This is a genomic window from uncultured Nostoc sp. (assembly GCF_964245575.1).
GTDB lineage: Bacteria > Cyanobacteriota > Cyanobacteriia > Cyanobacteriales > Nostocaceae > Nostoc.
Genome location: NZ_CAXTNP010000285.1, coordinates 1 through 9,313 on the forward strand (window position 1 = coordinate 1; position 9,313 = coordinate 9,313).

Here is a 9,313-nt window from a genome sequence, read left to right on the forward strand (position 1 = left end):
CATTAAGTCAATCACTCCCAAGTGATATCTGCATCTTGAAATAGTGGCAATTGAATAGCTTGGGACTGTTTGGCGTTATCAAGGTTAGACAACGAAATTCCCAACAACCTGATACTGCGATTCTCCAGGTCAATGGACTCAAATAGTACTTTAGCTATTTCAAAAATAATATCCAATTCACTAATGGGAGTAATCGTTGTTTTGCTGCGCGTAATCTGATGATAATCAGAAAACTTGACCTTCAGCGTTAATGTATGCCCTCGTGTTTCGTGCTGCTCTAACCGCTGCTCACAAAGATTGGGCAATCTGTTCGAGTGACTGCAACATTTCACTATGATCGCTTAAATCTTGTGCAAAAGAAGTTTCTGCGCCAATCGATTTCCGAACCCGATTTGGCTCAACTGGGCGGTCATCCTCTGCTCTGGCAATCTTATAGTAATAATGACCTGCTTTACCAAAATGGTGTGTTAGCTCCAAGAGCGATGCCTGCGGCAACGTCAGAGACGAACGCTCTTTCAAATCAGCCCCAGTATGAATTTCGAGTGAGTGCATCTTCGCCGCCGTCACCTCTCCAATGCCGTGAAACTTTTCAATCGGCAGCTCCTCTACAAAGGCGTAGACGCTTGCGGCTTGTCGTAGACATCGCATCTTCTGGCAAAATCACCGTTAGTCCGTTGGGCTTGTTCTGCCCTGATGCCATTTTTGCAAGAAACTTGTTAATTGACACGCCTGCGGTTGCTGTCAACTGAGTTGACTGGAAAATCGCAGTTTTGATATGTCTTGCAATAGTAGAGGCGTAGGTGATATTCTGCTTATTTTCAGTAACGTCCAAATATGCTTCGTCTAAAGCGACCCCTTCTACAAAGTCAGTATAGCGTTTGAAGATAGCGTGGATTGCACGCAGAAATCTCTCGGTAAACGTCGAATCTCGGTCTGATGAATATCAGTCCGGGACATTTTGCAAAAGCGGTTACTGACGGCATCGCGGAGTGAATACCAAACTTACGAGCTTTCTAAACTTGCTGCTGCAACCACGCCTCGCTGATTCGGACTAGCGATCGCCCGAAGCGATCGCCATAATGTAGTCTATTGTTGGTGTGAAAACGAGCTACGTGCAATGCTGCTCATCTCAAGGTATATCCTTGACAGCAAGACAACAAAACTTTTGGGTTCGCTCCGAGAACTAGCTACTTTCGGGAGCAACGCGATTTTGTGAAGTCGGTCAAAAAAGGTGCGATCGCTAATAATTATATTTAAGGATAAAGTGATTTTATTTACAAAAAAAATACTTAATTACACGAAAACTCATCTTGATGAGATATCTCAACAAGATTGCTAGCGAGTCATTTGACGATTATTTACAAAAATATATCCAATAAGTCTTTACTACTTAGTATTAATTACGGCAAAAATAAATTAGAGGCAGAATTTGCTAAAAGCAGCATCAGCAAAATCTTTTAAATGTGATGCAGCGTGATAAAAATCTAATAATTGATAAGTTTGAGATGGGCATTTTAGCTTTTTTAATAAAGGGGGAATATGTATCCATATCCATTCTGCACCATCTGCAATTAATAATACCTGTTTGGCTTGACTTATACCCAAATTTACCAAATACATTTCTAAAATTTTTAGGAACTCTTGATACCCGGAATACGTGCCATCATTCGTTATAGGTATTGCTGATGTCCTGATTTTTTTACCTTGTTCATTTACTACATAAATTGTTAGTAACTTTGGCTCCATCCATTCACCGAGAAAACCATGACGATTTGTTTTGTCACTACGTCTACCTTTTTTATTAAACCTAATTTTAGTTCTTCCACCATCTACAGCGATGACAACTCGTTGGTCTTTGAGAACATTACTATTAGATAAGTTACTCAACTCCAGATTTAATATTTTTGACTGGCGAAGATTAATACCAATTTGACCAAAAAGGTAAGTCAGGCGTTCGACTCGTTTTAAACTAACATTTATTCCCCAATCTATTAACGTCGAACGTGCTGCATCAAATGAACTAGCGCTCGCACCATATTTGGCGATTATTGACCAGACTAAAGGGGTAATACCTTCAGACATCCCTAGCCACTTTAAAAACGGACAAAATCCTTGATTTGAAGTCTTTATTTTCTGCTCATTGAGTGAAGAATTATCAGGTTGTTTACTTGTCGGATTCCGTTCAAGTACATAAGGTAGGTTTAAAGTTACTTCGACATAACCAAAAAGTTACTATTTGTCGTTTTTTGGAGCCATGCTTTTGTGTATAAAAATTTGCCCATCCCTGTGTTTTAGTAACAGAATAGTCAAGGACTTTCGAGGATATCGAAAGATTATGTAACAAAATAGCTATACATTGACCTGCTAAAACCAGCGCCTGTTCTCTAATTTCCTCTTCTCGTTCTTTGAGCTTTTTACCATCCCATTCTGTAATATTAGAAAATTCTAAAAGTTTTGTAATATTCAATTCAAAAGTTTTTACTGATTTGTCTAAATCAAGAGTTGCACATATATTTTTTGTCATGGAAGGTAGGCATTCCCTATATGAAAACATTATTTAAAGGGAATCTTACCTTTTTTGTCGTCATCACAGAGCAGGTAAAAAAATTATGTATTTCTACGCAATACTAAGTAATAAATGTATTTTGTACTGAAGAGAATTATTAGCGATCGCACTTTTTTTGTCCGACCTCACAAAATCGCATTGCTCCCAGTTCAGACCATCTTGCCGAAAACCACAAATATTTTAACTCAACACCTTAATGATTGAGTCGTTATTTGTCTAAAGGCAACTATCCAATAATGGCGACTTTTTACAAACACTCCTTATTCCCTACTTATATTTGCCATACTATAAATACCAAAGCACAGGATAATTTTACCAATAAGCGATCACTGTATCACAACGGGTTAATTGTTGAATTGTTGTATTGTACCTTTGTTGCATTGAGTTTATTGTTTACTACTGTATAGCTGTATCATCACTTCTGCTGCTTCCAAACAAGGTTGTACTCTCTTTCGACAGCTGTCAACAGTTTTGACTGCAAAGGTGAAAAATACGGTTTGGTTTGTTTCTCCAATCCCTGCAACAGCCAATCCACACAAGGGTCACGGCTGCCCACTTGATGCAACTGCCGTAACCTCACACATAACTGTTGCATGAATTGGCAATCTTCATCAAGCAATTCCAGTAACTTCAGGTGTTCAATCTTCACGGTATATTCGCCATCCCAGGTCTGGACTGTACAACTGTATTCGCCAACATGAGTTACCACACCCCAATAACCCGCTTTACCTCTCAAGTCTGGGTTATCCTTTGGCAGAAAAATGCATATTTCACCAATATGGTAAGGATTGGGTACTTTCGTCCTTTCACGTATCCTATCCACAACATCTTTCACTATGCGCTCGCTAGGGAATCTTATTGCCAGCTTGCTCTACTGCCTGCTGCCATACATCCGCTTGCACAGCAGGTTCCAACTCGGCTTTCACCAAAAAGCGCAATTGTCGTTCGTTGGTCGGCATTGGAATTTGCCGACCAATGGTCGGCAAAAACTTTTGAAGATTCTCATAAACGACAGTAGCCGAAATCTTCAAGTACGCCGCATCACGACTATAATTGAAGCGTTCGCGGCAATACTCCTCAAAAGTACGGTGCGTGAAACGGTACAGCCGTCTGTCCCTCAACTCCATAAGCGCCTGACCTGCTTCCAAAAATGCCCGTTCTACTTGACGCTCCAAATGCAAGCGATCGCTTTGTTCTTCGGGGGTCAACTTTTCACGATTTACCCAATGAAAGGCTTCGGCTCATCAACCAAAGTCCACAATCTTTGTGCGGGTTGTAATTCGGGTGAATGAGAGGGCAAAAGTGTTAAATGTAACCCGAATGGAATTTTTAAATCATGGCTAATATGCCACCCAGCTCGGTCAACAGCTAGAAGAATGTGTTTTTTAGCACCTAATTCAAATTCACGCGCCAAGTCTGCTAAAACCTGATTAAAAAGTTCGGTATTGACGTATGGCAGAATCCACGCCTTTTGTTTCTCCTGTTTTAGGATGTACGAATGCATACTTTCCATTTCCATTTAAATCTCCAATTGACATTGGCAATTGGTGTTTCTCCCTCAGGTACATAAACTCGTCTTAGAATTGGCTTAAGCCCTAAGCGTTAGCGAGTCTTCGAGCGTCTGTTCATCTTCGCACCACAATTGAATTTCCGCTTCCGGGTAGACGGTTTGAAGCTCTTCAACTTCTGTGGCTAGTTTTATTTTCCAAGACTCTTGCTCTACTGGGTTGCTTTCCGTATGAGACGGGCGAGGTACTCGCAGCCTAAAAGTCATCTGCCGTAATATCTCCCATCTTCTCTGTCGGCTAATCGTTATCCTTGTGACTTTACTCAACCAATCCGCAACTTTTCGCCCATTCCACAATCTACCATCGGGAGCGTTTGACTGCAAAGCCTGCCATAACAATGCTTGGTGAATATCGTCTACCAACACCTTTGCCCCTTGATTTTCACTCTTGGCATCGCCAATCCCACAGATGCCCAACTCGTTATACTTTTTTACTAATGCATAAATCCATGTTCTGCTGTAGCCCGTTATTTCCTCTACTTCCTCTGTTTTCTTTCCTTGCGCTAGTAACCATATAATCTAATACTGACGACTTTCTATTCCGTATGAAAGCTTGTTTGTAGATCTGCTCTAATTCAGAAATATTTGAATGCTCGACTATACTGATTCGTTTCGGCATAAATCATATTTTTACTCCCTGCTTTTATCGTAAGCGATTATGCGGACATGATATTAGAGTTTGTTTTTCAAGGAACAGGTGTTGTTGGTGGGTTAAGAGTGCAGTGCAAACGATCGCGATCATCAGCCCCAAAATGTGGGCTGAAACCCTGATTATTTCGTCAAATTACAAAAGTTTTCGATCTACTGACTGTATATTTTATTTTCTGGAAGTCCCTTAATAGTGCGCTTGCAGTGAAATAGCTGTTTTTATTGAGAATATAGCTATGTAATTGAGAATTAAACCCCGATCTCACTTTTTCGCGTTGTTCCCGTATTGATCTGGATTGTGTTGCAAATTTTTGGACGAGTCTATTGACTCACCGCTGGGTTAATTTTACTCTTTTTGAGATGACGCTGACTTGTTGCGACTAGCCACTTGCCAGCAGAGGGCATGATGCCTATGAGGCGGCGTACAGGTTTTATTCTACAGTTATCAACAAGCTTCAGTTCAAGACGCGACAGAATTGTCGCGAGTACTAGCTTCATTTCAAACTGTGCAAAGGCCATTCCAATACAGCGACGGTTAGCACCACCAAAGGGGAAATACTCATAGGGGGTAAATTGACGTTCCAGAAATCGCTCTGGTCTAAAAGTCGTGGGTTGTGGGTAGATGTCCTCGTTTCGATGAGCTAAGTAAACACAGGGGTAAAGTATTGTACCTGGCTCAAACTGGTTGCCCATGATCTCGATTGGTGACTCCACAATTCGAGGGAAAGTCACCATCAGGACGGGGTAAAGACGCAGGGTTTCTTGGCAAACTGCTGTTAGATAAGGAAGTTTGATAATTTGACTGGGGTCTGGGTTGTCTCCAAGGGTGTCCAACTCCTCCTGTAGCTTACGCTGAACCTCTGGTACACTGTGAATGCAATACAATGCCCATGCCAAAGATATAGCTGTCGTTTCATGACCAGCTATCAAAAGCGTGATCAATTCATCGCGTACTTCTACATCTGTCATGAGCTGACCATCTTCATCACGAGCAGACAACAGCATGTTGAAGATGTCTATTCTCGATGGGTCTGGTTTAGCTCGACGTTCCCGCATCTCCGCGTAGAGGATTTCGTCAATTTGCCGCATTTCATGAAGGAAGCGTCCCCAAGGACTCCAAGGCCCTAAATCCCATTGGACTAAAGGAGAAAAGACTAAGATATTGCCCAGAGCAGTATCACCAATTGCCAGCACTGAAGTGAGGAGTTGTTTTAGTTTTTCAAATCGCTCTCCTTCATAGAGACCAAACACAGCTTGTAAGATTACCCCCATAGACATCTCTTGTGTAGAAAAGTGGGGTGAAAACGGTTGACCTAGAACCCACTGACTTGCGACTTCCTCGGCATGACTACACATCAGTTCACCATAGGCTCGCATGCGTTCTCCATGAAATTGAGGCATCAACAATTGACGTTGGCGTTGATGGCGATTGCCGTCAACGACTACAACTGAAGTTGCCCCCAAAAAAGAGCGTAATGCTTCATTCCCCTTGCCAATTTGAAATTTTTTCGGATCAGCAGTAAAAATTTGCCGAATTGCCTGCGGGTTGCTGAAAAACACCACTGGCTTGGAATTAATCAACCGCAATGTGAAAGTCTCACCATAGCGCTGGGCACATGTATCCATTAATTCCACAGTGCGACCCAGCCACTGTATTGTCTGCACAACAGGAGGAGTCTGCGGACCATCAGGTAATCTCATTGAGATATTGCTTCGACTTGTATCTTGTAATTTCAACATACCTCTGTTTCCTTCAATCTAACGGACAAAAGGGGTGGGCGTTAATCGGTTTAATTCAACAACGCCCGAGAATAAAGTGGCTTAGATTAGTTAGCAAAAATCTCTTGTAGAAAGCTATTATTAGCTGCGGGAATTGCTAGAGGCGAAGAAAGTATCTCGGTTAAAGTACCATCCTCTGGGTTGACAGATGGAGCTACCAAATCTCCATAGTTCTCTATATCGCACCATCGGAGCATATCCGCTATGCACATATGTCCATCGTGCCGCCACATCATTGTTGGGTCTGACATATGACCTGGTTCGCATATTCGCGATGCACCAAGGAGCGCTACTTTCCGTGCAATACTTGGTAATTCATCGCTGATCACTCCCAGTGCAATATTTTGTAAGTAACTTGTGTATGTACTCATCATTCCCAATGCTGACTCAACAGAGCTAACCGCAATTAACTTAATATACCGATTACCACTGCTGCCTTCATGTCTTAATTCGGTATCAAGTATGACTGTCCAATCTAGATGAGTACACTGCCATTGTTCGTATTGCTCTTTCCCTGCTCCATGCCAATGACTTACTATCCGTTGCATCTGCAATGTAGCTGCGGCTCTATCGGATAGTTGTCCGAGTGGATATTTTGTATTATGTGAATCCATCGCTTTAGCTATCATGGAGCCGAGGGTTCGAGCGGTGTCAAAGTCAGCCTCTATAAAGTAGATTTGTGGTGCAATACATGCATGCTGGTTAAACACGGACACGTCTATAGCGATCCGCTGTGCAATATCAAAGTAATCGTGTTGGTAAAGGTACTGGCGAGACAAGAGTCCCATGGATGTCTTGTGTCCATGCTCTACATAAATCTGATCATCACGCAGCGATCGCCGAATTGCTTTACACGCTTGAACACTACCGTAAGCAATGACTGCATCCGCATGAGCTATCACCGATGACAGCTTCTCTTCGTCATTTCTTTCCCAGTAAGTGACAAAAATTGCATTTCCCAGACGTGGTTCTACATCGAAAATAGACTGAACAAACCTGGCCCCAAATGTAGGCTCTCCACTAGCGACCTTAGCAATGACCGCCGATTTTACAAGTAATGCTCGAACAATGGAAAGCGCAGGTAGACCAGGGACGTTACCAGTAAAGATAGCAAGGGTGATGCTAGGCCCGATTCCAAAAGTGTACCCGTCTAAATCAGCATCTCCACAGAACCCGTCCAATACTTTGGGATTTCCCAGTTCTCGACGTAGTACTCGCCAAAGACTATCGGCGCGGTAATTCTTTAATTCTACATCAAAGCTTTGATCAACAACTTCTCGAGAAAAGCCAGTTGTTCGTATAATTTGCTCACGAGTTGCAATCCGCGTTGGCCAATCGCGATCGCACCAGAGTTGAGCAACAGCGTCGATAGCGTCAATTATATCAGATATGGGCATTTGCCGAATGATGGCTGCTGCTTCTCGCAAACCAGCCACGATTTCGCCCCAAGAATCGGGCTGAGGACGCATACAATACCAGGATTGTTCCCCATGAGACCAATCAGTCGTCGATTCTGCGCGCTTAAATACGTATTGCTGCAATTTCTCTTGATTGACCCAAGATGGTGTCCAGGATATACACAGAGGCTTATTCATTGATCGCTCCTTGTTGTATAGTTACTTCATCCAATGCCAGAGAACAGCCACGACTTTGACCGCGTGCAACACGACCGACGATAGCAACACCTTCAGCAGTAGCGATGCCTAAATCCCCCGTCAGTACTGTACATGGTCGGTCAATGATACAAAGATCGACGACCTCGAGCATTCCCATAGTATTTTCGCCGCGCTTCATAGTTAATGGACTTCGTACATAGCATTCAACAAAAGTTTCATTACCTTTAGGGCATTCCCCAAGGGGACCAACTGCACTATCTACTGCGTCATATAATTGACTTGCCAACTCGGTCATTCCAAAAATATTTTTGAAGGCTTGTATCGGCACTCCAAAAGTTTTTGAGACCATAGTCCTCATGTCTTCCACCTTGATTTCACCGGCGCGACTTTTAAAACCACCAGCATCCACAACCTGAGAACCCGCAGGTAATTGCCACCGGAGATTTTGCTGCTTCAAAAGAACACACAAGTTAACAAATGCTGACGACCCTCCCAGTAGGATAATCGGAAGATTATCTAATACCGCAGCATCTAGCACCTTTTGCAGTAACTGCAAATCAAAACCATTGGACGATACTACCGATGTACTCAGTTTTGGATGACCGAATGTTTTTGCAATCAACTCCATGCCAAAAGCCATGACCATTTCTGGTGCTACTTCTTCTGGAGGCACAAGCCGGACAATGACTGGAGACTGAAGATATTTTATCAGATGCCTAGCTGCACTGTGACAAATCGACTGTTTTATCAGCTCGATACCATGTTGCGAATAACTTGCACTGCCTCGTGTCTGACCTGTAGTTCCACTTGTCCGAAACGTCTTGACAACAGTGTCCATCGGAAACAAGTAAGGAGATTTTTCTTTAAATGCCTGGTCAGGTATCCCGAATCCCCAAGAAGTTTTGTTCCAGTACTGGTTTAACTGAGGAGAATTTGCTGCAGCAAGTTCTAGAAGCTTTTCATGCACAGATACGCGCAGAGAAGAATCTCCCAATATGAGACTACCAATATCATCAATGAGATTTTTGACGAACGTGTCGTTATAACTATAGGGCTTGGAGTTTTCCATAACTAACACCTAGTTAAGTAAGTCGGCGCGAAAAAACCAAACTATGTGAAGATAAGTAAATACGGAGA

The 9,313-nt window shown here is 42.6% G+C and carries 9 protein-coding genes and 2 pseudogenes; all 11 read right to left on the reverse strand.

The features are described from left to right. Nucleotides 1-11 precede the first annotated feature (11 nt). Entirely contained in the window at nucleotides 12-305 is a 294-nt protein-coding gene (locus tag ACFFAP_RS31375; protein WP_375514874.1) for a hypothetical protein, read from the reverse strand. After that, complete coding sequence (locus ACFFAP_RS31380; RefSeq protein WP_375514875.1) at nucleotides 289-648, reverse strand: hypothetical protein; 360 nt, start codon at nucleotides 646-648, stop codon at nucleotides 289-291. Before ACFFAP_RS31380 ends, ACFFAP_RS31375 begins: the two co-directional genes overlap by 17 nt. Further along, complete coding sequence (locus tag ACFFAP_RS31385; RefSeq protein ID WP_375514876.1) at nucleotides 590-832, reverse strand: hypothetical protein; 243 nt, start codon at nucleotides 830-832, stop codon at nucleotides 590-592. Before ACFFAP_RS31385 ends, ACFFAP_RS31380 begins: the two co-directional genes overlap by 59 nt. A 34-nt stretch (nucleotides 833-866) precedes the next feature. Further along, complete coding sequence (locus tag ACFFAP_RS31390) at nucleotides 867-983, reverse strand: hypothetical protein (protein WP_375514877.1); 117 nt, start codon at nucleotides 981-983, stop codon at nucleotides 867-869. A gap of 448 nt (nucleotides 984-1,431) precedes the next feature. Beyond that, nucleotides 1,432-2,524: pseudogene (locus ACFFAP_RS31395) on the reverse strand (ISLre2 family transposase); the annotation flags it as partial. Nucleotides 2,525-2,981: 457 nt separating this feature from the next. Continuing rightward, nucleotides 2,982-3,389 (reverse strand): hypothetical protein, encoded by a 408-nt coding sequence (locus ACFFAP_RS31400; RefSeq protein WP_375514878.1) that lies wholly within the window; start codon nucleotides 3,387-3,389, stop codon nucleotides 2,982-2,984. Between the two features lie 22 nt (nucleotides 3,390-3,411). Further along, on the reverse strand, nucleotides 3,412-3,774 hold the full coding sequence (locus ACFFAP_RS31405) for a hypothetical protein (RefSeq protein ID WP_375514879.1): 363 nt from the start codon (nucleotides 3,772-3,774) through the stop codon (nucleotides 3,412-3,414). 29 nt (nucleotides 3,775-3,803) lie between these two features. After that, a pseudogene (locus ACFFAP_RS31410) lies at nucleotides 3,804-4,752 on the reverse strand (IS630 family transposase); the annotation flags it as partial. Nucleotides 4,753-5,102: 350 nt separating this feature from the next. After that, complete coding sequence (locus ACFFAP_RS31415; RefSeq protein ID WP_375514880.1) at nucleotides 5,103-6,521, reverse strand: cytochrome P450; 1,419 nt, start codon at nucleotides 6,519-6,521, stop codon at nucleotides 5,103-5,105. Nucleotides 6,522-6,607: 86 nt separating this feature from the next. Next, nucleotides 6,608-8,155: an acyl-CoA reductase gene (locus ACFFAP_RS31420; protein ID WP_375514881.1), complete on the reverse strand. Its 1,548-nt coding sequence runs from the start codon at nucleotides 8,153-8,155 to the stop codon at nucleotides 6,608-6,610. Continuing rightward, the gene (locus ACFFAP_RS31425; RefSeq protein WP_375514882.1) at nucleotides 8,148-9,245 is read right to left on the reverse strand and encodes a hypothetical protein; all 1,098 of its coding nucleotides are present in this window, start codon (nucleotides 9,243-9,245) and stop codon (nucleotides 8,148-8,150) included. Before ACFFAP_RS31425 ends, ACFFAP_RS31420 begins: the two co-directional genes overlap by 8 nt. Nucleotides 9,246-9,313 lie beyond the last annotated feature (68 nt).